Source organism: Vibrio nigripulchritudo, assembly GCF_027924785.1.
GTDB lineage: Bacteria > Pseudomonadota > Gammaproteobacteria > Enterobacterales > Vibrionaceae > Vibrio > Vibrio nigripulchritudo.
In genome coordinates this window covers 1,417,402-1,442,166 of sequence record NZ_AP027050.1, presented here as the reverse complement: position 1 = coordinate 1,442,166, position 24,765 = coordinate 1,417,402, and the positions used below count along the sequence as shown (strand labels likewise).

The following is a 24,765-nucleotide window of genomic DNA, read 5'->3' as shown; positions in this document are numbered from 1 at the left end:
TAATGAACGTGTGTGCATGCTTCAACCAAGAAAATCCTATTTTCAGGTCCAATGTCACTTTAAATTAACATTTGTATCAATAATGAAACAGTTTTGGTCTGGTGTTGGATTGTAAATGTAGACCATTTGATCTAATTCTATAGGTGAAATGTTGAGCAATTAATTTAAAGGAGCGCTCAATATGCAACCTACAATTAGGGTTAGGGACGAAAGGGAGAATGAAGATGATTCGTAAATCCGTAATGAGTTTTGCTGCACTTTCTATCGCTGCGGTTTTTGCCAGCCAGGCACAAGCCACTGTTACCGTTTTAGGGTGGCCAGGTGGTCCGGAAGAAACAGCATTACGTAAAGCCATCGAAATCTACAATTCAAAAAGTGGATTGAGTGACAACGACAAGGTTGAAGCTCTGTTTTTCAACCGTGAAGGGTTCTGGGACAAACTGCAGTCTGATCTTGCTGCTGGTACAACAGAGTTCGATATCAACCTGACAGCCACCTATTCACTGGGGCGTTACTCGCCTTACATGGAATCTATCACCTTAACTTCTAACGAAGCTTACGACGATAAAGTGCTGGCAACGATGCAGTATCAGGGCAAGCAATATGGCGTGCCGACTGATCTGTCTTTGCACTTTATGTACTACCGCTCTGATCTGATTGACCAGCTATTGTCAGATGACGACTGGAAGAAAGAATACCGCGCAATCGCGAAAAAGACCTTTGGAAAAGAGATGGATCCGGTTAACCCACAAAACTGGACCTGGGACGATTACAAGGTAACAGCACTGTTTTTTGCTAAGAAGCAAAACCGCAAGAGCCCGGTTCGCTACGGAACGGTTCTGCAAATGAAAAACCTCTTGTTCAACATGATGGTCTGGCATTCCGCAGCTAAAGCCTATGGTGGTAACTGGTTAGACGAAAGCGGAAACGTGGTTGTAAATTCTGATGGCTACCGCAGTGCGCTGGAGCGATACAAGTCGCTTTACGACGCAGGTTCGTCACCAAAAGATTCGCTTTCTTATGAATACGCAGAAGCCAACGCTGCGTTTGGTGCAGGTCAGGCTGCCACCATGCTGCAATGGAACGCGGCAGCGGGTGACTTAACCGATGCGAGCAAGAATCCGACCATTGCTGGAAAAGTTGGTATTGCTCCTCCTCCACAAGGTCCAAACGGACGCTTCACTCACGTTCATGGTCTGGGTTTTGGCTTGAACAAAGCCTCAACCAATAAAGAAGGTGCACGTAAGTTCCTTAACTGGCTGGCAACTGCGGAAGCCGCAAAAGCTTATGCACTAGCGGGCGGTAACCCTGCACTGAGACAGAATGTGGTTAAGGACGTGGAAAGCCAACGACCAGACCTCAAAACTCTGGGTGAGTACGCAGGAAAATACGGGTTTGTTATGAATGGTGGTACATCAGGCAATGCGCTGACGGTGTACGAAGTTCAGGCTCGTGAGTTTACCGGGTATTGGGCTGGGCAACAGAGCCTGGATCAGGCTTTGGAAAACACCGAAAAGTCGATGAAAGAGCTGCTTAAGTAGCACCTGTCGTATCAGGCTGGTCGTGCTGATTGCACGCCAGCCTTTGAACCCCCTCTCTTTAAAGCCAAGCAAGAGTGAGATGTATGATTCAGCCAACTGTAGACAAGCAAAGCAGACTGTTTACGTTGCCTTTGGTTTTATTCCTGACGTTGTTTCTGGGATTTCCTTTGGTTGCCGACCTGGTATACAGCGTTTCGCAAGTGACGTTCGAAAACCTTCGTTCCCCCAAACTTCAAGGTTTTAATAATTTTGTAGATGTCATCAACGATCCGCTGTTTTGGAAGGCAACCCACTTTTCATTCAAGTTTGGTTTTATTACCGCATTGGTTGAATGTGTACTGGGTCTGTTTCTCGCGGTGTACCTCGCACCACTATTAAAGAAACACCCTTGGTTAATGGCCATTTTGATGATGCCGATGATGGCAGCACCTGCTTTGGTGGGTCTAATGTACCGTCTGGTATTGCATGAGTTTGTTGGTCCGGTTCCGTTTTATTTGTGGGAATGGTTTGGCGACAGCCCGGCATTTCTGGACGCCAACAATGCTATTTACACCTTGATGACCATTGAGATTCTGCAATGGACACCATTCGCGGTCTTGCTGTTTCATGTCGCTTATCAGGCAATCCCTGAAGACGTGAGAAAAGCCGCCACTCTGGATGGCGCGCACGGTTTCAAGCTGTTCTGGAACATTGAACTGCCATTCATGAAACTGGCGTTGTTCACTGCTTTGTTTGTTCGGTTTATCGATGGCTTCCGCGTATTCGATAACGTCTATGTTCTGACCGGAAGTGGGGCCGGAGGATCGACGACCAGTCTATCCATCTACGTGTATCTGGCATTCTTCAAGCAAGGCAATATCGGCAAGGCGGTGGCTGCCTCTATGCTGCTGCTATTCGTCACCTTTGCTGTGTTGTTTGCTCTTAACTATTTCTCTTCGAGAAAGAAAGGAGCACAGTCATGATCGGACGTTGGATCGTTTTTGCCATTGCGGCTTTGCTAATGAATTTTCCAGTGTTGGTGACTCTGCTGACATCATTTAAATCCAATGCGGAAATTGCTTCAAATGCCAGCTTGTGGGTCGAAAGCTGGACACTGGAAAACTATGTTCAGGTTTTTGCCATCTCAGATCGTTTTGATGTGATTGCGTATCTGATGAACAGTGTCGTGGTCGCCAGTATAGGTGCCGTGTTGCCTCTGCTTTTCTGTTTCCCTGCGGCATACGTAATGGTTCGAAAGGGCTACGGCACTCGTATTCTGATGCCTGCGGTGATCAACCTGCGTGCGGTGCCTTTGATCATCTTCGCCATTCCGCTTTACATGATGTATCAGCCACTCCATTTGCTCGACAGCAAACTTGGCTTGGGTCTGATTCTGGCGATTGTGAATTTGCCTCTTGCGTTGATGATGTCGATTAACGCCATTCATGACATTCCAACAGAGCTGGACAAAGCCTCGTTGGTGGATGGAGCAAGCCCATTCACGTTTTTGGTGAATGTCGCCATTCCTATGTCGAAACCCGTACTGGCTACAACGCTTATTTTCGGTTTTATCACCGCATGGAATGAATTTCTTTTTGGTTTGATGCTAACGACAAAAGACGCCGTTCCACTCACGGTGGGCGCGTCCTTCTTCTTTGCAGCCGGAGGCGGTGGCGTTCAGTGGGGAGTGGCTGCCGCTGTCATGGTAATAGGCACGCTACCCCCAACGCTTCTGGGACTTTTGATTTATAGACAGATTGGTCAGTCCGTAATGGGCGGTGCGGTGAAAGGATAACAATATGAAGAAATATCATATGGATGCAGTACCTGTGATTGATGCGCTACATGGCGGGCTGGTGGTCTCGTGCCAGCCAGTGGAAGACAGCCCGATGGATAAAGATGACATTGTGCTGGCGTATGCCAAAACCGCCATCCTTAGTGGTGCAAAAGGATTAAGAATTGAAGGGGTAAGACGAACCGAGTTTGTCCGAAAGTATGTCGATACCCCAATTATCGGGATAGTAAAACGCGATTTTGAGCAATATCCCGTTCGCATTACCGCGATGAAAGAAGACGTGATTGGGTTGATTAATGCGGGTGCAGACATCATCGCAATCGACGCAACGTTTCGTCAGCGTCCGGAGCCGTTTGCGGATCTCGTGAGTCTGGTGAAATCTCAGGGTAAATGCGTCATGGCAGACTGCTCGACGTTTGAAGAAGGCATGGTAGCGGCTGAGCTGGGTTGTGACCTGATCGGCTCCACCCTTTCTGGTTACACCACAGAGGTGGTGCCGAAAGACCCCGATTTTAACCTTGTAGAACAATGGGTAGCGCAAGGTTTACGCGTAATGGCGGAAGGTCGTTATAACACACCCGATGCAGTTTCAAGAGTGCTGGCATCCGGTGCCTGGAGCTGCACAGTGGGTACTGCGATCACCAGACCGGAACTGGTTACTGAATGGTTTGTGGATCATGCAAAGTTAGGGCATGAACGTCATCTTGACCAACAGGTCATCACCAAGTAGTAAGGAAATTTGCATGTCGTCTCTGAGATTACAACAAATCAGAAAAACGTACCCGAATGCCGATCAGGAAACACTCAAAGGGATCAATATCGCGATTGAATCGGGCGAGTTTCTTATCCTAGTTGGTCCGTCTGGGTGTGGTAAATCCACGTTGATGAACACCATTGCGGGGCTGGAAGATATCAGCTCAGGCGAGATATACATCGAAGAACAGGAAGTCAGCCAGGTAGAACCCAAAGATAGGGATATCGCGATGGTGTTCCAGTCTTACGCCTTGTATCCCAATATGACGGTTTTCGACAATATTGCCTTTGGCTTGAAGATCCGTAAGTGGGAAAAACAGAGAATAGATGAAGAGGTCAACCGGGTTGCGGACATGCTTCAAATTTCCCATTTGCTTGATCGCAAGCCAGCACATTTGTCAGGTGGTCAGCGCCAGCGTGTGGCTATGGGGCGAGCACTAGCCAGAAAGCCTAAACTGTATCTATTCGACGAGCCTCTATCTAACCTGGATGCTAAGTTACGAGTTGATATGCGAACGCAAATTAAGCGTCTGCATCAGCAGCTTCAGACCACCATTGTGTACGTTACCCACGATCAGATTGAAGCTATGACTCTGGCCGACCGAATTGCGGTAATGAAAGACGGAGAAGTGCAGCAACTAGGCACACCGAAGGAAATCTACAGCCAGCCCAATAACCTATTTGTCGCGGGGTTTATGGGGTCACCTTCGATGAACTTTGTTGAGGTTCTAATCGAGCTGGATTCCGCCGAACAACCCGTTTGTAAATTGTCGGGTGCAGAGGGTAGTGAGAAACACCTCGCGCTCCCTTGCGCGTTAAGAAAATATGATGGTGAAAAAATAGTCATGGGCATCCGCCCAGAAGATATTCAGGTCACAGAGAACGAAGATCAGGATGGGTTACAACTGAAAGCCGAAGTACTGGAACCAACTGGACCTGATATCCTTGTCACCAGCCGAATAAACAGTACCGAAATCATCGCTCGTTGCTCCGCTGAATCTGATATTGAATTCGGAGCGCAATTCTCAGTCTTTCTGGATGTAGGGAAAGCCGTGTTCTTTGATAAATCTACCGAACTAAGAATCGATACCTGAGCCCCATTTGGGGCTTCATTTTTTAGTCATATCCAACGAAGATCCTCCAAAGACCTTTCTTTCCCATACTTATTCTAAGAATTATTATTAGTAAAATATGATTCATTACACATGGCAATTTAGGGTTAAAAAAGATAGGTTAACGTCCCTAGACTGCTGATCTTATTGCGCTGTAAAGATCTCAGCTTTGTTTGTGCTCATTACATGCTTAATTGAATACAGGAGGTTAGATAAGAATGGACAGGCATCTTGAAATTGTTGAAGCGTTGGCAAATGGAATTAACCCTCAGACTGGTGAAGTGCTACCTAGCGAATCTCCCTACAATAGCCCTGACGTGATTCGGGCACTTTTTTACACTCTCGATTTTGTTAAAAACCCACCTAAGAAAGCCACTAAAGTAAAGAAAAGTCTAGAGCAAAAACAGGAAGACAATGTTGCTAACGGCTTGCCTAAAAATGCAGGTTTACCGTGGTCGCAAGAACAACGGGATGATTTGAGGACTCAGTTTATTTCAGGGGTAGGAATTACTGTTCTGGCTGAAAACCACGGCAGAACTAATGGGGCAATAACTTCAGAGCTTAAGAAACAAGGCTTGATAGAAGATTAGCTTGCTAATTGAGCAGTCTGAAAAAACTACCCATTCTAATTTGTTCCTAAACCCCAACTGCTTCGAATTGTACTACACTCGTTGTTTGTGATTTCAAATAGATACAGCGAGTAAAAGAATGAAAAAGCGAACGTTGGCGTTACTTCTACTGACGCATGGAGTAGTGGGGTTTATTGGCTTTGCCGGTGGAATATACGCTCTGCCTATCCTTACTGCGCCACCAGCTCCAAGCGCAGAGACAATCAAAGCCAAATCGGCTGGCACTGAGTTTACCGCGAAATTTAAACGCGACCTGAAAGACAGCGATGCCTTGCATTGGGGTGAGGGTACTGTTTCGGTTGGTCCTAAGTTCATTACCTTGATGGGAACATTGGCACCGGGACCGGATTACAAGCTTTACCTGTCGCCTGAGTTTGTTGAAACAGAATCAGATTTCAATCGGTTGAAATCTTCCATGGTTCAAGTCGGTGACATCAAAACCTTTGAAAACTTCGCAGTAGAAGTCTCTTCAGAAATTAACCCGTCTGACTTCAATAGTGTGATCGTGTGGTGTGAGTCTTTTGGTCAGTTTATCACCGCAGCAAAGTATCAATAGAGCGGCTTTCCGCCAATTTCTTTGCAAGATAAATCAGTAATTATGTTAAAAGTCAGTTACATAGAGGCATGAGTGTCTGACTGAGTTTCTTTTATAAAACTTTGAATATAATCGATAAGTAACACAGGATGGTTGACGGTTATTCACACAAGGATAATACGATGACTATCAACAAGTTAACTCTTATGACGTGTATGGGGCTTGTAACAGCCCCGGTTTTGGCGACTTCTCAGCTGGACTACGAAATCGCCAACTGGAAAGGCTTTCAGGATGCCGCAGTAGTACTCGCCTTTGATGACTATTCTCCCGGTCAGAAAGATATCGCCATTCCTCAATTGATTAAACGAGACATGGCAGCAACCATCTTTGTGACGACAGATACAGCAGAGTGGTTAGGGTGGGACACCATTGTTGAAGGTCATAACGCTGGCATTGAAATGGCTAATCACACCGTTCTTCACCACGACTTTAATTACGACTACACCGACTGGCAGGGTATAACTCGTCCACCTGTCGGTCCCGATCGCTATGACGATGAAGTAAAAGTGGCGTCGGACCGTATTGAAGCCAATACAGGTAAGCGTCCTACTACCTTTGCTTTCCCGTTTGGCAGCTACAACCGCAGTATTCAACAGTACCTGCACGATACAGGCTTCATCGCAGCTCGCGGATGGGATCCGGCAAAATACGTGGTAAATCCTTACGACTTTGCTACTTCGGAAGGGGCGTATTACGAGCTGAGTTCCACCAATGCTTATATTCTGCAAGATCTGGAAAAATTTGAATTCGTGCTCGATTTTGCTCTGGATTCGGGTGGTTTATACATCCTGACGTGGCACAGCATTGTAGGACCAGACGGAGGAGCCGACTGGAGTGAAGTTGTTCCTCAGGGAATCTTCGAAAATCAGTTAGACATCGTGAAATCAAAAGACGATGCCTGGGTTACAACGTTAGAAAAAGCCATAAAGTACCACAGACAAAAAGCGGTAGCAGAAGTGGAACTGGTCAGTGTCGATGCCAAAGCCATGACGCTGAACTTAAAAGATGGCTTGGCGGATGAAGTATACGACGAGCCGTTAACTTTAAAAGTGAAAGTGCCGACACAATTTGGTGTTTCCAAGGTAGAGCAGGGTGGAAAAACAATACCATTTACTTGGGATGATCAGTCCATCATCTTTGATGCTGTGCCAGATAGTGGCGATATTGTTGTTCACAATTGGTAATTTCTGAGAAAGGGGCGTGGCCCCTTTTAATCATCACTCACTTCGGTGGAAAGTATCGTAGTGTCTACATTGTGATGTTTCGCGGAGTGCAAAACCTGGTAGCCATTTCGTAGATACAAACCAACATTGTGGCTTTCGCACTGAAGGTATAGGGTCTTGATACCCAAACGTTTCGCGTGTTGCTTGGCGTTTTCTAACATTATCGACGCTACGCCAAATCCTCTAAAATCTGCGTGAACATAGATCCCGCCCAGCCAGTGTTCATATTCCGGGTAATCTCTGTTTTCTCGGAGTTTTATTTCCGTAACACCCACTAACTGTTGTTCTAGTTTGACGATCATCATCAATGGCAGATCGAATTTTTGATGAGCGTTTTGCTGGATAGAGCGGAAAAGTCTGTCTTCGGTAAGTTCCGGTGACAGCCTTGACCATTCATTGAAGTACCATTTCGCTATTGTTTTTGCGTGTTCCGGTTCATCGGCAAGAAAATGCATCCTAATACTGGCTATTTGGTATCGCTTGATAGTGGCAAGGCAGTGATCCAACACTTCGCTCAAATGGTCGGCAGACTTAAATAATAACGCTGGAGAAGGATGGGAATGAAAACCCGAAAGCCAGATAGGGTGCATGCCCGCTTCTGCTGCACCCTGAATGTCGTTAATCGGATGATCGCCAACATAGATGCACTCTTCCGGTTTGAAACCTGCTGCTTTCGCGGTTTCAATAAAAATTTTTGGGGCTGGCTTTTTCGATTGAGCGACTTCAGAACTCACGATTTGATCAAAGCTGGTCGCAAATGACGTTGCTCTCGCAGTACGTTGTCGGCTCCATTCTTCACCGTTAGAGATGATACCCAAATGCATACCTGCGGATTTCAAGGTGGATATCAGGTCAGAAGCGCTTTCCATTTCGACCGCACATTCAGGGATGTGGTCTTTCCAAAATTGTTCGATTTCTTCAGAGCTTGGGGTTGTACGCCATTCTAAAATGACAGGAAGCTCTGCACCAAGTGCTTTGTAGATTCGGTCATATTTTGAATCCGCTGGAAGGTAGCCATCATTATCAATGCCTTTGATCGATGCAGCTATGGATTCCACGTTCGGGTTCTTCAGTCGCGTAGAAAAATGACGGACAAACTCGTGACTAAACTTGTCGATACTGGCGTTACGATCGACCAGTGTGTTATCTAAATCGAAGTAAACCGCTTTTATCATTTTATATCTACGCCTCTCTGAGCCTTAGCGCTTTTTCAGTAACGCGACGTTCTCTAACCATTGCTCAGCGGTATTGAGCCATATGGATGTTGCTTCGTTAAAGGATTCGAGCTTTTCGATGCACATATCGGCAGTTTTGATTTGCTCAGATTTTAACGAGTAAATGGAAGAGATGGAGTTAATGGTACTAGGTATCGCTCCGATAGGACTTATACCCATGGCAAGGTTAAAAGTGGTTATAGTCGCGTGCCTGCCGTAGTTTCTATCTTCACTTTTTCTTGTCTCGTCTTGAAGAGTTCTAATGAGCTGAATATATTGATCATTAATCGTGTGTTCCAATCTAGAAACATTGCCTTTATCGAAGCCTTCCTTAAGTGAAGTTACCATAATTTCTATGCTTATCGCGCTTTCTAAAAAGTGCTGCTGATTCGGGTTATGGCGTTCTGACTGCGCGTATTCGTTATTTGAGACTATTCTATTTTCAATCTCTTTATAGTGTTGGTCGTATTTGCTGCGCTCAAGTTTTTGCACTACATCAAGAAAGCGTTTAACTTCAGGGAGCGTACACTCCATTTCCAACAACTTGTCAATGCATTCGATGGATTGATCAATAGCGGTAAGTATTAAGTCTGATAAGGTCTCACTCTTTGTATTGGCAAGGTCTTGTTCAAGGCTTTCGATTTTTGATTCCATTAGTTGGACGAGCACTTATTATCCTCAGCATTGCGGTTTTGTGGTCAACGTTTGGAGGGCAATATGGCATTAAATTCGTATTGATATCAAGAATCTAAATACGATTGTTTGGTATAGGCTTAGAATACATTTCTGAATGACTAAAAAACACCCCAAAGTCAGTGCCTAGTTCGCGCTGAATGAGATATCTCCGTAATACGTTTCCGCTTTTGATTTGCTGTTATCGGTGTCTGTCATGATGGCAACAACGTCGATGTAACGATACGCCCTTTCATTGGCTCGCTCGCTGCCTTTGTCACCGAGATACGTGATTAAGTCCTGATAAACATTACGTTTTTCACTGTACCAGGTTTGCGTCAGAGAATCTTCACCACGAACTGCCACCATACAAACGTTCGAGCCGACATAAGCATTGTCCCAGAAGGTTCCTGCTTGCTGAGAACCAGACCAAACGTAGTTCAAAGAACGTGTTCTCCAAGCCATCAGCCCACCGTCGATCACAACGTAAATACGCGCGGCGTAGTCGTCGCCTTCTTTGCTTTGCTCATCCAGTTTTGGCAATGCCTCGGATACTTGCCATTTCCAGTTCAGGAAAGGGGTCTGGAGTAAATCTACTCTTTTTTTCAGAAACAGACCTGAAGCCGTGCCGTTGCTGGTCGCCTTCAATACTGAAACTCCATCAAGCACTGTAGGTTCATAATTTGTGAACCCTTTAAACGACTCCTGTTTCCATTCAGAGGCATCGCCATCTTCTAATACTTTGAGAATCTCATTGGCATTTACCGATGTGACGGCGAAGCTAATAGAAAGAAGCACAGCTGCTGTTTTCAAATAGCGTTTAAAGTGACGTGTGGTGAAATGACAGAACATAAATGGGGTCATGTTACTGGTTAAACTTACGAACGGTGAATCCGTCGCCATTTGATAAGTTCAGATTAACGACTACGGGTTTTCCACCATAACCGTGAATGTTGCACTTAGCCCGCACGGCGACTTTTGAGACGGATTCAGGAATTCTGATTCCACACTTACTGCGGGTAAAAGGTTGTTCGTTGTCGTGAGGGTGGGCAAGCGTTCGGGTACCAAGCACTTTTCCTTTCAAATCGAGCACCTGCCATTCATCGGCGTAATGATCCCAGCCCTGATCGTTGTGTCGGACAGTAGTATGGAAACACCAGCTTCCATTTTCATTCTGAACCGCTTTCACTTTTTCAACCTGTGCAAAATCTAAAGATTCAGAATAGTTTTCTATGCTCGATGCGGTTGTGGTGCTTGCAAAAAGTACGGCAGAACAAGCGAGTATCATGAAGCCTTTCATAGTGATTCCTGTGTGTCTGGCAGCTCAAAGATTGTGTCCATCCATAAAGACCGCCAACGTTGCGTTTTTACTTCAGCGGACAGCAAATGAGGTGATGCATGTGTGACCTTGATTCGCGTTTTAAGATCAGGTGGCAACGCAGAGATGTTGAGTGCTCCCTTTGTTTTGCCTTCAAAATCGTAGGTTACAGCGACCAAAGAGTCACATTGCTGACATACCCAGAATCGCGCCAAACCTGCACCTTGAGACTGGGATTTCAGGTTGGAAGAGGAAATGAATAGAGTGCCTGCTGGATCAGACAAATAAGCGGCACCACGAGGGACACAGAAATCGCATTGGCACGCTCTGGCTTCGTAACTTTCAATAGGTTTAGGTAACCTTGCAAGAATGCGGTTTGAACCGCATTCACATGAACCTGTATATTCCATCCCGTTTTTCGTACCCGCTACTAGAGAACCAAGGCTTTAATATATAGGTTAGCTGAACGTAGCGGTGAGACAGAATAGATTGTTTCTGGTTTATCGATGCAAGGGTTAACCAAACAGGGTCGACCAGATGCTAGGCTTTTTCTTATCGTGGTACTCTTTTCTTAGGTCATCGATTTCGCGCAAAATAGTTTTTGCTCCGTCCAGATCCCCTTCATCCAGCTTGGTTTCAATACGCTCTACCGCATTGGTGAGTTTGCTGAATCCACTTTGGTAGAGTTCTTCGCGCTCAGGCGGGTAGCTGCCATTGGCGGACAAAATAACAAGTTGTTCAAATTCTTCGATGGGTGTTCTCATGCCTTCAATGGTTGTCGCTTCTGCTGCCTGATTAAAAGCCAGCTTCATTTGCTTCATATTGGCAGAGAGATCGGTTTTGGCGAGGGCACTGAATGCCAGTAGAGAGGTGAGTAAAACGACGGTTGTCTTCATTGCTTATCCTTATGTTTTGAGAGGATTCTAGCGAAAGTTGTCGCCAATTTCTTGCTGAATTTTGAATGTGTTGGGCGTAAAAAAGCCGGACGAATCCGGCTTAGATTTAAAAGTGTATTCGATGTGAGGTCGGTTTACTTGCCACTTGCGTAGTACAAACGCTCAAGGAACTGATCAATGTGCTCACGTTGTGTCGCCGGGTTCATGAATACCGCTTTTTCTCCCGGAATGTAAGAGTAGATACCACGACCTACGTAGTTAGAACGTGAAATAAATTCTACCCAGTTGGTGTACAGGCCAAACTTACCACGGTTGTTGAAGATATGGCGGTGATACTCGGTGTTGCGTTCCATTCGGGCTTTTATGGTTTCGTTGTCGGTACTATGGCGCTCAATTTCAAACTCTTCTTCTGCAAATTTTACGAAATCGCGGTTGTACAAACGGAAGGTTACACTTGGACCTTGGTTTTCAGGCACCACGACTTTACATGCAGAGTCCTGCATTAACTGGTGGCGCATGTAGTTTGCATTCTGAAGGCTGTGTGCAATCAGAGTCTGGTAGCCCTCAAGACCCATATATTTCAGAGCAGAGTAAGCGCCAAACAGACCTGTTGCACCACGAGAACATTCAATCGTCGACTGCAGGTGCGTGTCTTCCTGAAGATCGTTTTCGAAGTAAGAGAAGTTTTTCGGATCGTTTTTCAGTGCTTCCATATCCTGCTTGTTTTTGATCATCACAAGGCTGGACGTGTATGGAACATAACCCCACTTCTGGAAATCGACGGTGAATGAGTCGGCATACTTCAGCTCACGCAGGCGTGCCGTTACGCTTTCGATCCCTCTTAGGGTCGCTTCGTTAATACCAATTGGGTTACCGGCGAAGTCGTAGTCGATAAAGAACATCATCGACCAGCCTACAGCGGCATCAACGTGAATGTGTGGCTTAACCTGAATGCCGTATTCTTCACACAGGCGCTCGCGCAGGTCGTAAACTGGCTTCACCTGATCAATGGCGAAAGTATCCGTCGTACCCATAGTCAGCATAATGGTTGGCACAACCGTGTTCACGTCAAAGCACGCACGCATGCTGCGCTCCAGATCCACTAAGTCTATCTCGTGGCTTTCTGTCACTTTAATACGGATTGTTTTCTTAGTGATGTCGACACCCAACAACGACAGGTTTGTCATATTGGAGTAGTGGCCACCCTGCGAGTTAAGAATTCGGTAATCCTGTGAAGAATCCAGACCTTTAAAGATGGCTTCAGGCAGAGATTTACGAATACCCAGCAGGTAACCATAAAGGTTACAGAAAGTACCGCCCTGAGTGAAAAGGCCGGTAGACTCATTCTGGTCGTAACCGACCACGTTAGCGATCTGGCGAACCACATTCTTTTCAAGCTGCTCCGCCATTCCTGCGTATTCGCTGTACACAAGGTTAGGATTTGCCAGCGTTCCCATCATTGCGCCATAGATGGCCGGGTCAGAAGGCATTGTGATCACGTTTTCTACCGAGGAAGGGTTTTCCCAGTCTTTTGATAACGCCGCAGCAAATGCCAGTACGTCTTCCGGTTGACCTGTTGGTTTCATTCGCTTCGCGGGCATGTGGTTTTGAGACAGCAAAGCTTGGTGCAGGTCGTTGCTGTTTGTGAAGGCACTCATGCGCTCGTGAGGGTGTAGGTGTTTGGCACGGAACTGGTTCAAAGCCGCAAAGCCAGGATCTTTGTAGATAGGCCAGAGGTTTTCATCACGCGAAAAGAAATCGCGAAAAACCTCGTTATAAAGCTTATCGAACTCAGAAGTTGTCTGGTTAGCCTGCTGATTTTTCAGTAAAGAAATGTCCATGATTTTTTCTCTATTTTATAGATATACAGGGTCTATTGACCTTTTGTTACATTAAAAAGGGCATCAATCCTGATGCCCTTTTTGTTTATTGCACTTTAAATTGTGCGACCAGTTTCTCGAGCTGAGAATTGGAGTTTGAAAGTGATTGAGTTACGTTGACCGTATCGCGACCGCTGTTGACCAGCGATTCAACGATGTCCCGTATCGCCAGCATATTGCGCGAGATTTCTTCTGATACGGCGCTTTGCTCTTCCGTTGCGGTAGCAATCTGGCTGCTGATGTCATCAATTTGGTTTACCGAGTTAGACACCACGTCCAGGCTGCCGGAAACTTCAGATGTTTTCTCAGCTGTGATCTGACAACGAGATTTGGTGTTCTCCATTGCGTTAACGACTTTTTCTGTTCCATCGAGCAGGCGCGTCAGCATGTCGGAAATTTCGGTTGTGCTGTTTTGGGTGCGCGCAGCAAGGGCACGAACTTCGTCTGCCACCACGGCAAACCCACGACCTTGCTCTCCGGCACGTGCTGCTTCAATTGCAGCGTTCAGCGCCAACAGGTTGGTTTGTTCAGAAATGTCACCGATAACAGAAAGAACGGCACTGATTTGATTCGCGTCTGTATTCATTACCTGAATGCGCTCTGCCATTTCTTCCACTTCGTCCACCAATGAACGAACCGTCTCAACAGCATTATTTACAATGCCTTTCGAGTTATGTGCTTCAACGCTGGTGGCTTCTGTTACCTGAGAGGACTGCTGAACACTTTCGGCAACCGAGCGTGCGCTTTCACTCATTTCAGTAATGGAAGTTACTACCTGTTCCGTTTCAGAAGAATGCGAAAGCAGCATTTGTTCATTCTGGCTGGCAGAAGAGGTCAAGGTGCGAATGTCTTTTGAAATCTGAACACTGGAGTCAGCGATATCGCCAATCATGCGTTGCAGGTTAGAAACGAACTTATTAAAGCCCTCTGAAATCTGACCCAAATCGTCATTTTGCTCGACTTTGAGGCGTGCAGTTAAGTCGCCATTACCGTTAGATAGGTCAAGCACAGCGGCTTTTAGCTTGTCGAGCGGGCGGAATAGCTGGCTGATGACAACAAAAATAATCACGGTAGAAACAGCAAGCAAAAGGAAACCAACCAGAATGGATTCTTTAATCGCACTGTTCACTTCGGTTAGCGCTGTGTTTCGATCAACGAAAACCATCAGAGTCCAGTAGTTCTCGCTGTCAATTCTGATGCGCTGGAAGTAACCATCAAAATCGATACCAAGATAAGGGAAGTGCACCAGGCCACTCTGACCAGAGCGGAAACCGTTCTCGATCACCTGGAAGCTCGGGCTCACCTGAGAAGGCGTTTTACCGATGTCTGTTGGATCATCACTGGCAAAGAATTTGTGATTGCGGTCGGAAAGGGTAGCAGCACCGCCAGCGAAGCGCATGGAGCCAACTTGCTCGACGATGTGATCAAGGCGAACGTCGCCAATCAGCACCGCAATCAGTTCACCGTTTTGGTAAACCGGAGCAGAGATACTGATCACTTGCTTCTTAGTCACGATATCCTGATAGATATCGCTGGTGATGGTTCTGCCTTTCTGAGCAGTTTCTGTAAACCAAGGACGAGTAAGGTATCGGTCTGTTTCTTCTTTGATACCGCCGTCGTCAGACATGTAGTTACGACCGTCTTTGTACGCGATCATTACCGCCGAGATTTTAGAGGTTTCTGTAAGAAGAAGTACTCGGTCAATATTTTCCTGATCGCTCAGTTCGTTGGTGAAGTGGAGAGCGCCTTGATGGATGGTCCGAATTTTGGACTCCATGTCGACTTCAATTTCTTTTACATGGCTATTGAGCTTTTGTTGAGTAATGGACTGAAGCCCGGAAGTCATTTCTTTTTTGAGGTTGATGATGCTTATAGTTGCCAACACTGACAGAGAAACCGCAACCAGCAAGACAACGCTAATGTTTATTCGCGTTTTAAAACCTAATCGCATAATTATCCTCATACGCTAGTAAGTGAACTGGGTTTTGTTGACCGAATTGTCAAAGTGATTTGAACAAATGTTTCGACAAACTCTGATTAACTTAGAGTTATGTTTTATTGTTTTAATTTATTCCGAATTAATATCCGGCGGATTATGCCATAGTAATAAAACTATCGAGGAGCGGTTTCTATGCAGTGGTGTGCGCAAATGTGATATTCATCACGCTAAATATGAGCTTATTTCATAAGATTCAGAAGTGAGAACTTTGCTACCAGTATAAACAGGATTTTATGCTGGTTTCTGAAATAAATATTTACAGGATTTGTAACGGAAAGAAGGGGCTTAACGCCCCCAAAATATGTTTAGGAAGCGTTGACGTGTAACCCATTTGCATAGAACAAATGTGCATCCTCTGCTCGGCAACCAAGTGTGAGAGTTTGATACTTGCTAACTTCCTGATCCCCTGGGGAATGTACTGTAAACCCATCAACGCCTAAAGCCTGACCAAAAAGATAAGTGCTGTTACCCAGGCGCTCAACCACCTCACTGTCGAACTGGAAACTTATGGCACTTTCTTCGCCAATAAGCAGATGCTCTGGTCGAATTCCAAAAGTCAGTTTATCGCCTGGCTTAGCGGTAATTTCTCCGTCATATGGTAACGATATAATGGAATCGTCAGGTGTTTTTAGTGTGAGAGTTTGAGCTGAAAGTGAAATAAACTCTGTCGGAACGAAGTTCATCTTAGGAGAACCGATGAACCCTGCAACAAATTCATTTTTCGGATGGTGATAAAGCTCCAGTGGCGTACCAACCTGTTCGACGTTTCCTGCTCTGAGCACCACGATCTTGTCTGCCAGTGTCATCGCTTCCACCTGATCGTGAGTCACGTACACCATGGTGTTTTGCAACTCTTGATGTAACTTAGCGATTTGCAAACGCATTTCGACCCGCAGTTCGGCGTCAAGATTGGACAGAGGTTCATCAAATAGAAAGACTTTAGGGTTTCTGACAATGGCGCGACCAATTGCCACCCTCTGCCTTTGACCACCTGAAAGCTCCTTAGGTTTACGCTTAAGAAGCGGTTCCAACTGAAGCGTTTTCGCCGCAATCGAAACTTGCTTTTCTATCTTCTCTTTGGGATGCCCGGTCATTTTGAGCCCAAAGCCCATGTTTTCTTCTACTGTCATATGCGGGTAAAGCGCATAAGACTGAAATACCATGGCCACGCCACGCTCGGCAGGGTCAACTTCGTTTACGACTTCGTTCTCTATTTCTATTGTGCCACCTGAAATCTCTTCCAGACCCGCAATCAACCGAAGCAGTGTCGACTTACCGCAACCTGATGGACCAACAAAAACGACGAACTCTCCGTTGTTGATCTCCAGATCCACACCGTGAATTGTCCGGATATCACCATATTCTTTGATGACGTTTTGTAACGTGATGTCTGCCATTTTGGACTCCCGAGCACAAGCAGTAGTAGTAACTGAAATTTAAAATACGTGAACACGCAAACATTGTTAGTGACTTGTTAATAATAGTTGATCGTGATCAACTTAAAATGCACCAATTGAGTGATTTTTGTGGAAACGTTTACACTTTGAGTTTTATACTGTGCAAAATTTCTTCAACGATCCTATATTGAACGTAGATGCAAAGAGAATAGAAGTGTTTTTGCTCATCTTAGTGCCCCATCTTGATGCAGGGATTTGAGTAAAAAGTAAAAGGGAATGCATAAAAATGGAACAATCTGTGAAAACGATATACCCAGGAAATCGGATGCCTTCTGCCAGAAAGAAGCGTTCGACCATGCGACAGCTTACGCCTTGGTTTTTCCTCTTTCCCGCCATGGTCATCTTTGTGGTTTACGTTATTTACCCAATCATCGACAGTATCTGGCTGAGCTTTTATCAGTGGGACGGGCTAGGGGATAAAACTTGGGTCGGGCTTGATAATTACGTCGAGCTGTTTGAATCAGATGCGTTTTACACATCGCTCAAAAATAACTTTCTCTGGCTGGTGTTTTTCATGATTGCACCACCAGCGGGGCTGGCTATCGCTCTTTTCCTCAACCAACAGGTGAAAGGGATTCGGGTTGTGAAGTCACTCTTCTTTTTCCCGTTCGTTATTTCACAGGTAGTGGTTGGATTGGTCTTTGCCTGGTTTTATGACCCGACTTTTGGATTATTCAACATAGCTTTAAATGGATTAGGGCTTGAACCGATCGCCATCCTTTCGAACGAAAAGTACGTGACCTACGGAATCATCGCTGCTGGGCTGTGGCCGCAAATTTCCTATTGCATGATTTTGTACCTGACAGGGCTAAATAATCTGGACCCGGAACAAATAGAAGCCGCGCGCCTTGATGGTGCAAAGAAATGGCGCATGCTCTGGTATGTGGTGCTGCCTCAACTTCGTCCTGCCACTTTTATTGCCATCGTGGTTACCGTTATTGGTGCACTTCGATCTTTCGACTTGGTTGCAACCATGACGGCGGGTGGACCTTGGGGCAGTTCGTCAGTGCTGGCGTATCAAATGTATGAAGAATCCATTTTCAATTACCGAATGGGCTTTGGTGCCGCAGTGTCGGTGGTTCTGTTTCTCATTATGGATGTGTACATCGCTTACTTCTTGTGGCGTATGTTGAGGAGTGAAAAATAATGTATCCGCAACCGATTCAAAAGGCAGGACGCCTGACCAATATCAGCTACCGCGTTGCGTTGCCTATTTCTATCCTGATGTGGCTGCTGCCACTGATAGCGGTGATGATGACTTCAATTCGCTCGATAGAAGACATCAACAAAGGCAACTACTGGGGTATACCCAGCGATATTCAGTTTTTCGAAAACTACTCTCAGGTGTTTACCTCTACCCCTATGGGGCAGTACTTGCTAAACAGCCTGATGATCACCATTCCTGCCGTGGCAGGTGCGGTTGCGCTCTCAACGCTTGGGGGCTATGCACTGGCAAAATACAACTTCAAAGCCAACATCTGGATTTTTGCCACCTTTATCGCGGGTAACTTCGTGCCGTTTCAGATTCTGATGATTCCGGTTCGCGACCTGACTATTACCTTTGGTTTGTACGACACCCGCTGGGCGTTGATCTTCTTCCACATTGCATTTCAGGCAGGGTTTTGCACCTTGTTTATGCGCAACTTTATCGTCGGAATCCCCGATGCTCTTATCGAAGCGGCAAGGGTTGAAGGGGTGAGCGAATGGAAGATCTTCTGGCACGTGGTGCTGCCGCTTGTGCGACCTGCATTGGCAGCGTTGTCAGTGCTGGTATTTACTTTTATATGGAACGATTTTTTCTGGGCGCTGGTACTTGTGCAAAGTGACGAAGTAAGACCGGTAACGGCTGGCTTGAGTGCTTTGCGTGGGCAATGGCTTGCTTCCTGGCAGTTTATTTCTGCCGGTGCTGTGGTCGCGGCTATTCCACCAGTGGTTCTGTTTTTTACGATGCAACGCCACTTTATCGCGGGTCTGACCCTTGGGGCGACAAAAGGATAAAAGCATTGAACACAGAACATCAGCCTAAACAACTGACTTTGGCGATAGCAAATAGATAATAAAAAACACCCACAGCTTCGATTTTTGAAGTTAACGGGGCTTAAAAAATTTGGACCACAAGAGCAAAGCTCAACAACAAGGACCTTATTATGAAATACGTGAAACACTTAGCTGCATCAGTCTTGCTTGCTGCAACTGTCGCTGGTTCAGCAGTCGCGGGAACATTGGTGATTAACTCCAATGCCTCAGATGCTGCACCAAAACAGGCATGGGACGAAGTGGTGTCGCGCTTTAAGGCAGCGAACCCAGATGTAGAGGTCAAATACAACCTGTACGACCATGAATCCTACAAAACGACGATTCGAAACTGGCTGGCAACGTCGCCACCGGACGTCGTATTCTGGTTTGCAGGTAACCGCATGAAAACTTTTGTGGATCGCGGACTTCTTGAAGATGTGAGTGACCTGTGGGAGGCCAACGGAATGAATCAGGACTTTGCAGCCGCAGCGCCTGCGATGTCCGTAAACGGTAAAAAATACGGTGTGCCATACACTTATTACCAGTGGGGCGTTTACTACCGCAAAGATATCTTCGATAAATTCGGTATTGCAGAGCCTAAAAACTGGGACGAATTTAAAGCGGCGGCAGCCAAGCTGAAAGCAAATAACGTTGCGCCGTTTGCCATCGGAACCAAGTACCTTTGGACGGCTGCGGGATGGTTTGATTACCTGAACCTTCGTACCAATGGCCTGGATTTCCACATTCAGCTTATGGACGGTAAAGTCCCTTACACCGACGATCGTGTTAAGAAAACATTCGCCAAGTGGAAAGAATTGGTCGAGCCGGGGTACTTCCTGGACAACCACGCGTCTTATTCCTGGCAGGAAGCGCAGCCATTCCTGTACAACGGTCAGGCGGCGATGTACCTAATCGGTAACTTCATCACACCAAACTTCCCACCTGAAATGGACGGCAAAATGGGTTTCTTCCAGTTCCCGGTTATCGACCCATCGGTTGGTCTGGCGGAAGACGCACCAATGGATACCATCCATATTCCAAGCAAAGCGAAGAACAAAGAAGAAGCACGTAAGTTCCTTGCCTTTGTCGCAACGCCTGAAATTCAGAAGCTGATCAACGACAGCATTCTGCAAATCCCAACCAACAACAAAGCATCGGTTAAGGATGATCCGTTCCTGAACGTGGGTGTGGAAATGTTGGGTAAAGCAGTAGGTACGGCACAGTTCTACGACCGTGATACCGATCCTGCAATGGCGAAAGAAGGGATGAAAGGGTTCCAGGAGTTTATGGTTCACCCAGATCGTCTGGACAAAATTCTTCAGCGCCTGGAAAAAGCGCGCCAGAGAACATTTAAATAACTCTGGTTTTAACCAGTTTGCCGCAGTGTAGGGCTGCGGCATTCTTTTTCAAATGACAGCTAACAAACAGCGGCTACAGCGAGTAAGGCTATGAGAACGTTTAAAGACATCTTTTCAGCATGTGAATGGGAAAACCACCATGTCACTCATCACAATGTGCTCAGTGCTCATGCTCCGTTATTTAGCTTTAAAAATTCCCAAGATGCGTTGAATGCAGGAGAGGGGAGCCGCGTATGTTTAAATGGAGTTTGGGCATTCAACCTGTTTTCCAAGCCCGAAGAAATCGAAGAACAGCAGGTCGCCAGAAATTTTGACGATTCAGGCTGGGACAACATTGATGTTCCCGGTAACTGGCAGATGCAAGGTCACGATTTCCCAATCTACACCAATGTAAAATACCCGTTTGCGGACAACCCGCCTTTTGTCCCGAAAGACAACTCGACAGGCGTATATCGCCGGGCGTTTTCTCTTTCTGAAAATGAGTTAAAAGAGCAGATTCGAGTTGTATTTGATGGCGTTAATTCAGCCTTCCATCTCTGGTGTAACGGTGAATGGGTAGGGTACTCACAAGACAGCCGTTTACCTGCCGAGTTTGATCTGACCGATTTCGTAGAAGCGGGCGAAAACCAGCTCACCGTTGTGGTATTTCGTTGGTCTGATGGCAGCTATCTGGAAGATCAGGATATGTGGTGGCTGAGTGGTATCTTCCGCGATGTATACCTGCTGAAAAAGCCCAGACTCTGCATTGCAGATGTCACCATTCAAACTCATTTAAATGCCTGTTATCGTGATGCTACTTTACGTGTCGAAACAACGCTGAGTCAGGTTAATGAAGACGCTTACACCTGTATTGAGCTATTTGATGTGAACGGTACAAGAGTGCTGGAATCACGCCCAGAATTCACCGGACGAGTATTCATTGATGAAAAAGGTGGCTGGGCAGACAAAACTCATCACGACTTGTCTGTACTTGACCCACAGAAGTGGAGTTCAGAGTCGCCTTACCTCTATCGCTGTGTGGTATCACTCAAAGACAAACAGGGGAACCTGCTTGACTGTGAAGCCTATGATGTTGGTTTCCGACAGGTAGAGATTAAGAGCGGACAACTGATGATCAACGGTAAACCGCTGTTGATTCGAGGGGTGAACCGACATGAGCATCATCCCGAACGTGGTCACGCTGTAACGCGTGATGACATGTTAGAAGATATCATTCTGCTTAAGCAAAACAACTTTAATGCAGTCAGAACCTCACACTATCCTAATCACCCAGAATGGTATGAGTTATGTGACCAATACGGTTTGTATGTGGTCGATGAAGCTAACATCGAATCCCACGGGCAGTTCCCAATGTGCCGCCTGTCAGACGATGTTTCATGGCTGCCAGCTTATATGAGACGCGCCAGCCGGATGGTCGCGCGAGATAAAAATCATCCGAGTGTGATTATCTGGTCGCTGGGTAATGAGTCTGGCATTGGTGGAAATCACCACGCCATGTATCAGTGGATCAAGATGTCCGATCCGACAAGACCTGTTCAGTATGAAGGTGGCGGGGCAGATACCACGGCTACCGACATTATTCCTCCCATGTATTCGCGAGTCGACCGAGACGAGTATTTTCCTAATCAAAAGGACGAGATCAGCCGACGTGGCATTAAAAAGTGGATATCACTTCCAGACGAGAACAGACCGCTGATCTTATGTGAATACGCCCACGCAATGGGAAACAGTTTAGGCAACTTCCACAAGTACTGGGAAGCGTTTCGTGCCTACCCGAGACTCCAGGGGGGATTCATCTGGGATTGGGTTGATCAGGGAATCACAAAGTTAGACGACAAAGGACAACCTTATTGGGCGTATGGCGGGGATTTTGGTGATGACATCAATGACAGACAATTCTGCATTAACGGATTATTGTTCCCAGACAGAACACCACATCCGACGATTCATGAAGTGAAAAAGGCTCAGCAGTTTTTTCAGTTCAGCTTAGCCGATACAAACCCCCTAACCGTGGAAGTCACCAATGAGCATCTGTTCGAATCCGGTATCCCGCTCAATTTGCACTGGCAATTAGTCGAAGGCGACACGCTGGTGGAGCTAGGGCAACTGCCGTTACAAGTGTCTGCCGACAGTAAAATCGCATTGGTACTTTCAGAGACTGCCATCTCGGAAACTGCTAAAGCACCGCGTTATCTGAACCTTCACGTGGTTACCGATACCGAGTTAGCTTGGGCAGAAGAAGGGTTTGAAGTTGCCAGCGAACAGCTATCAGTTCCTTCGTTAGTGCCTCTTACGTCTTATGCTGAAGAAGCGCCAAACGGCGATGTAATGCTTCACGCAAACGCTCAGATTATCGAAGTTCAGGGTGAAGGGTTTGTGCTCAGTATCAACAAAAACACCGGGTTGATTGAGAACTGGCGAGCTGGCGACAATGAAGTATTTAAACGAGCACCAAAAGACTGTTTCTACCGCGCCCCTATCGACAACGACATCGGAACCAGCGAAGCGAACCGCGTGGACCCGAACTCATGGGTGGCGCGTTGGCAGCAGAGTGGGCTGTGGGATATGACGCCGCAATGCGTCAGAGTTGATGCGACCAATCTCGCGAGTAAAGCCATCATACAGACAATGTTTGAGCACCAGCACAATGGGGTTTGTCTGATCAGAACGTGTTGGACGTATGAGGTGAGTTCTGACGGAGCGCTACAAATCGACGTCAAGGTCGAAGTTTCTGAAGGGTTGCCGCCGTTGCCAAGAGTTGGATTTGATTTTGTGTTGGTCGATGAAAATCAGTCTGTCGACTGGTTTGGGCGCGGTCCCCATGAAAACTACCCGGACCGAATTTTGTCGGCGCATTTTGGACACTATCAACTTGCTGCGAAAGACTGGTTTACGCCGTATATTTTCCCTAGCGAATCCGGCTTGCGATGCGATGTGTCTACGGCGTCTGTCGGAGACTTGAACATCGCCGGAGTGGGAGGACAAGCCTTTCACTTAGGCATTAGTCAGTATGAACCAAGGCAGGTTAGCCAAGCCATGCATACATGCGACCTGACATTGAGTGGTCAGCTCTATGTGAATGTTGATACAGCACATATGGGCGTTGGTGGCGATGATTCCTGGACGCCAAGTGTCCATCAGGAATTCCAATTGAAAGAGAAACACTTTCACTATCAGGTGATGTTAAAGCCCAATACTTCAAAAAATTAGTTGGCAACAGACCCACTGAGAAGTCATTGATTTAAAAATGTAAACGTATACACAAGGAAAGAATAATGAATTCTGGTCAATTTGACCCAAAAGAGCATCCGCATAGAAGATATAACCCACTGACTGGTCAGTGGATTTTGGTGTCACCACACAGAGCGAAACGCCCCTGGAGCGGGCAAAATGAAGAAGTCGAAGAAAGCAGCTCAAAATCTTACGATCCTGATTGCTTTCTGTGTCCGACGAATACCCGAATTTCTGGCGAGAAAAATCCAGATTATAAAGGGTGTTACGTGTTTCAGAATGACTTCGCCGCCTTAATGCCAGACTCTCCGGGACCAGAAAAATCTTCCGACCCGCTGTTTCAGAGTGGTCCAGCGAACGGATTAAGCCGGGTTATTTGCTTTTCGCCACATCACAGTAAAACCCTTCCAGAATTGAGCGTGCCTCAAATTACCGAGGTGATTAATACCTGGGACAAACAGGTGACGGAACTGGGGCAAGAGTATTTATGGGTTCAGGCGTTTGAAAACAAAGGCGAACTGATGGGGTGTTCCCAGCCTCACCCTCACGGACAAATATGGGCAAACAGCTTTTTGCCAAATGAAATAGCACGTAAAGACGGGCTGCTTTGGGAATATCAGGATCAGCACGGTAGCAATTTGCTGTTGGATTACGCAGTGAAAGAACAAGTGTTACAGGAGCGAGTGGTTGTTGAAACGGAATATTGGATTGCGGTCGTGCCTTACTGGGCTTCCTGGCCATTTGAAACGCTCTTGCTTCCCAAGTTTTCAGTCACTCGGTTCAACCAGTTAAACAAAGAACAGCGAGTCGACTTGGCGCAAGCTCTAAAGAGGCTAACCACGCGTTACGACAACTTGTTTAACTGCTCCTTCCCTTATTCCATGGGATGGCACTTTGCGCCATTTTTCAAAGACGAGCGCAACATTGAGCACTGGCAATTGCATGCTCATTTCTATCCGCCACTGCTAAGAAGTGCCACTGTGCGGAAGTTTATGGTCGGCTATGAAATGCTGGCTGAGTATCAAAGAGATTTAACGCCAGAACAAGCGGCAGAGCGCCTATCGCAGTTGAGCGATGTGCACTACAAGGAAGCTTGA

Annotated in this window: 22 protein-coding genes; 13 read left to right on the top strand and 9 right to left on the bottom strand. The window is 46.4% G+C overall.

Annotated features, from left to right (window positions below; translation table 11 throughout):
* Positions 1 to 224: 224 nt before the first annotated feature.
* The 8 genes from QMG91_RS24805 (at position 225) to QMG91_RS24770 (ending at position 7,588) form a co-directional block, all read left to right on the top strand.
* Positions 225 to 1,541: an extracellular solute-binding protein gene (locus QMG91_RS24805; RefSeq protein ID WP_281830688.1), complete on the top strand. Its 1,317-nt coding sequence runs from the start codon at positions 225 to 227 to the stop codon at positions 1,539 to 1,541.
* A gap of 83 nt (positions 1,542 to 1,624) precedes the next feature.
* Complete coding sequence (locus QMG91_RS24800; RefSeq protein WP_004398113.1) at positions 1,625 to 2,503, top strand: carbohydrate ABC transporter permease; 879 nt, start codon at positions 1,625 to 1,627, stop codon at positions 2,501 to 2,503.
* Complete coding sequence (locus QMG91_RS24795) at positions 2,500 to 3,315, top strand: carbohydrate ABC transporter permease (protein ID WP_004398114.1); 816 nt, start codon at positions 2,500 to 2,502, stop codon at positions 3,313 to 3,315. Before QMG91_RS24800 ends, QMG91_RS24795 begins: the two co-directional genes overlap by 4 nt.
* Before the next feature lie 4 nt (positions 3,316 to 3,319).
* Entirely contained in the window at positions 3,320 to 4,045 is a 726-nt protein-coding gene (locus tag QMG91_RS24790) for an N-acetylmannosamine-6-phosphate 2-epimerase (RefSeq protein WP_281830687.1), read from the top strand.
* A 13-nt stretch (positions 4,046 to 4,058) separates the two neighbouring features.
* Entirely contained in the window at positions 4,059 to 5,162 is a 1,104-nt protein-coding gene (locus QMG91_RS24785; protein ID WP_281830686.1) for an ABC transporter ATP-binding protein, read from the top strand.
* 236 nt (positions 5,163 to 5,398) lie between these two features.
* Entirely contained in the window at positions 5,399 to 5,770 is a 372-nt protein-coding gene (locus tag QMG91_RS24780; RefSeq protein WP_022561629.1) for a hypothetical protein, read from the top strand.
* A 118-nt stretch (positions 5,771 to 5,888) separates the two neighbouring features.
* Complete coding sequence (locus QMG91_RS24775) at positions 5,889 to 6,365, top strand: DM13 domain-containing protein (protein ID WP_281830685.1); 477 nt, start codon at positions 5,889 to 5,891, stop codon at positions 6,363 to 6,365.
* Between the two features lie 161 nt (positions 6,366 to 6,526).
* Positions 6,527 to 7,588, top strand: coding sequence for a polysaccharide deacetylase family protein (locus tag QMG91_RS24770; protein ID WP_281830684.1), 1,062 nt, complete (start codon positions 6,527 to 6,529; stop codon positions 7,586 to 7,588).
* Between the two features lie 26 nt (positions 7,589 to 7,614).
* Here QMG91_RS24770 and QMG91_RS24765 read toward each other — a convergent pair whose 3' ends face one another.
* The 9 genes from QMG91_RS24765 to QMG91_RS24725 form a co-directional block, all read right to left on the bottom strand.
* Entirely contained in the window at positions 7,615 to 8,802 is a 1,188-nt protein-coding gene (locus QMG91_RS24765) for an HAD-IA family hydrolase (RefSeq protein ID WP_281830683.1), read from the bottom strand.
* 24 nt (positions 8,803 to 8,826) lie between these two features.
* A complete protein-coding gene (locus QMG91_RS24760) occupies positions 8,827 to 9,510 on the bottom strand; it encodes a hypothetical protein (protein WP_281830682.1) in 684 nt (227 codons plus the stop codon).
* Between the two features lie 150 nt (positions 9,511 to 9,660).
* Positions 9,661 to 10,416, bottom strand: a complete 756-nt coding sequence (locus QMG91_RS24755) for a DUF3047 domain-containing protein (protein WP_281830681.1) — start codon at positions 10,414 to 10,416, stop codon at positions 9,661 to 9,663.
* Positions 10,379 to 10,813 carry a hypothetical protein gene (locus tag QMG91_RS24750; RefSeq protein ID WP_281830680.1) on the bottom strand — a complete coding sequence of 145 codons (435 nt, stop codon included), beginning with the start codon at positions 10,811 to 10,813 and terminating at the stop codon, positions 10,379 to 10,381. Before QMG91_RS24750 ends, QMG91_RS24755 begins: the two co-directional genes overlap by 38 nt.
* Positions 10,810 to 11,241, bottom strand: coding sequence for a hypothetical protein (locus QMG91_RS24745; protein WP_281830679.1), 432 nt, complete (start codon positions 11,239 to 11,241; stop codon positions 10,810 to 10,812). The genes QMG91_RS24750 and QMG91_RS24745 overlap by 4 nt, the downstream gene beginning before the upstream one ends.
* Before the next feature lie 105 nt (positions 11,242 to 11,346).
* Positions 11,347 to 11,727, bottom strand: a complete 381-nt coding sequence (locus tag QMG91_RS24740; RefSeq protein WP_281830678.1) for a cytochrome b562 — start codon at positions 11,725 to 11,727, stop codon at positions 11,347 to 11,349.
* A gap of 134 nt (positions 11,728 to 11,861) precedes the next feature.
* The gene (locus QMG91_RS24735; protein ID WP_022592790.1) at positions 11,862 to 13,568 is read right to left on the bottom strand and encodes a pyridoxal phosphate-dependent decarboxylase family protein; all 1,707 of its coding nucleotides are present in this window, start codon (positions 13,566 to 13,568) and stop codon (positions 11,862 to 11,864) included.
* An 85-nt stretch (positions 13,569 to 13,653) separates the two neighbouring features.
* Positions 13,654 to 15,558 carry a methyl-accepting chemotaxis protein gene (locus QMG91_RS24730; protein ID WP_223097610.1) on the bottom strand — a complete coding sequence of 635 codons (1,905 nt, stop codon included), beginning with the start codon at positions 15,556 to 15,558 and terminating at the stop codon, positions 13,654 to 13,656.
* A gap of 353 nt (positions 15,559 to 15,911) precedes the next feature.
* Positions 15,912 to 17,003, bottom strand: a complete 1,092-nt coding sequence (locus QMG91_RS24725) for an ABC transporter ATP-binding protein (protein ID WP_004398130.1) — start codon at positions 17,001 to 17,003, stop codon at positions 15,912 to 15,914.
* A gap of 286 nt (positions 17,004 to 17,289) precedes the next feature.
* Here QMG91_RS24725 and QMG91_RS24720 point away from each other — a divergent pair, with 286 nt between their 5' ends.
* From QMG91_RS24720 to QMG91_RS24700, 5 genes are all read left to right on the top strand, one after another.
* On the top strand, positions 17,290 to 18,210 hold the full coding sequence (locus QMG91_RS24720) for a carbohydrate ABC transporter permease (protein ID WP_022561618.1): 921 nt from the start codon (positions 17,290 to 17,292) through the stop codon (positions 18,208 to 18,210).
* A complete protein-coding gene (locus QMG91_RS24715) occupies positions 18,210 to 19,061 on the top strand; it encodes a carbohydrate ABC transporter permease (protein ID WP_022561617.1) in 852 nt (283 codons plus the stop codon). Before QMG91_RS24720 ends, QMG91_RS24715 begins: the two co-directional genes overlap by 1 nt.
* A gap of 149 nt (positions 19,062 to 19,210) precedes the next feature.
* Positions 19,211 to 20,437: an ABC transporter substrate-binding protein gene (locus QMG91_RS24710; protein ID WP_004404376.1), complete on the top strand. Its 1,227-nt coding sequence runs from the start codon at positions 19,211 to 19,213 to the stop codon at positions 20,435 to 20,437.
* 90 nt (positions 20,438 to 20,527) lie between these two features.
* The gene (locus tag QMG91_RS24705; RefSeq protein WP_281830677.1) at positions 20,528 to 23,647 is read left to right on the top strand and encodes a beta-galactosidase; all 3,120 of its coding nucleotides are present in this window, start codon (positions 20,528 to 20,530) and stop codon (positions 23,645 to 23,647) included.
* A gap of 65 nt (positions 23,648 to 23,712) precedes the next feature.
* Positions 23,713 to 24,765 carry a UDP-glucose--hexose-1-phosphate uridylyltransferase gene (locus QMG91_RS24700; protein ID WP_281830676.1) on the top strand — a complete coding sequence of 351 codons (1,053 nt, stop codon included), beginning with the start codon at positions 23,713 to 23,715 and terminating at the stop codon, positions 24,763 to 24,765.